This is a genomic window from Sporichthyaceae bacterium, from assembly GCA_036269075.1.
Classification (GTDB): domain Bacteria; phylum Actinomycetota; class Actinomycetes; order Sporichthyales; family Sporichthyaceae; genus DASQPJ01.
Genome location: DATASX010000029.1, coordinates 1 through 1510 on the forward strand (window position 1 = coordinate 1; position 1510 = coordinate 1510).

1 protein-coding gene is annotated in these 1510 nt (G+C 68.1%); it reads right to left on the reverse strand.

Annotation, left to right across the window (positions count from 1 at the left end; genetic code table 11):
* Nucleotides 1-1510: arabinofuranosidase catalytic domain-containing protein (locus VHU88_05725; GenBank protein HEX3611167.1), on the reverse strand; the 1510-nt coding region annotated here is incomplete at both ends.

Sequence of the window (1510 nt, forward strand, 5' to 3'; positions counted from 1 at the left end):
GAGCCGGTGCCGATCTGGACCTGCTGGCCGGAGGCGAGGCCGGACGTGTTACTGAGGTTGATGGTGGTGTCGCCCGCGCTGGCGGGGGCCGCCAGCCCCGAGTTGGCCAGGCCGAGCAGGTAGAAGCCGTGGCCCGCGAGCCTCGTCCCGGCCGGGACGGTCACCGTCGAGAAGATGGGCTGCTGGGCCGGGTGCTCGGTCAGGGTCCAGTTCGACAGGTCGACGGTGCTGTCGCTGGCGTTGTAGAGCTCGATGAACCCGTTGGTCGGACTGGTACTGGTGCCGGTGCGGAACTCGTTGATCTTGATCGGGCTGACGTTGCGCACCTTCTCGGCAGTGGTCTCCGATTGCCGCCCTCCTTGTCCCGGGCTCGTCCACGAGGCGTTGCCGGTCAGGTCGCCGTTGAAGGCCGCCGGTCCCGACGTGACCCGGAACGTCGCGCTCACGCTCGCACCGGGCGCGACCGGGTGCGGGAACGTCACCGACGTGTCGGTGCTGCCCGGGACGACGGAGGTCCACTGCCTGCTGGGCACCGAGATGCTCAGCTTCACGCCCACCGCGGGCGACCCCGTGGTGTTCGTGAACGTCACGGTGGACTCTTGCGAGGACCGCGGTGCGAACGTCTGGAGCCCGGGCGGAGTGGCAGTCTCCGAGGCCGGCGTCAGGCTCAGCCGCTGCACGCCGTACTGGGCGGCCACGACGTTGGCCTGAACCTTCTGGTCGGTGGCGTCGCTCGGGTATCCGGTCGTCATCACACCCTCGTAGAAGGTGCCCTGCGCACTGTTGCTGTTGTCGCCGCCGTTGCCCAAGACGATGGCCCCCTGCTTTCGCATCGGGTCATAGCTGGAGTCGACGCGCGGCCCGTCGAACATGGTCGACAGGTCACCGGTTTGCGCGTCGCCGCCCAGCGAGGCCCAGTGGTGCGGCTCGCCCTTGGCCACGGCGGTCGTGAACCGTGAGGTGATGTTCGGCAGGTCCGCGCAGAGTTTGGAGGTACTGCACGGGTTGACGCAACCCACCAGGTTGTTCTCCTGGTCGGTCATGATCCACGGGCCCGGGGGGTTCCCGTGATACCAGGCGGTGGCGTTGCCGAAGTAAGAGGTTTCCATGGTGCCGTTGCCGTCGTCGCGGCTGTCGATCTCGGCGTTGCCATAGTCGAAGCAGCAACCGTCGTTGAAGTGATGTCCGTCAAGGACCCAGTACATCCCCTCCGGCTGGTCACCGACTGCAGTCCCGGTTGGGTGGTTGTCGCGCAGGCCCATGCCTGGCGCGATGAAGACGCCGTAGGCCTGGTGGCCGCTGATCGTGATCGGGGCCATGTCCGCGATCGGGAGGTTGTCGAAGCCGCCCAGCGCCGGCCCGCTGAAAGCGCCGCGGGGCGCCTGGGTGAGGTCGTTGTGGTTGGGGGACTGGTCGTAGATCTTGGTGATGACGCAGGTCGTGTTGGCGCAGAACGCGTCCTGCGCGGCCGCGTCGGCGTATCCGCCCGGGTCCGGGTGCGGCAGCGCGC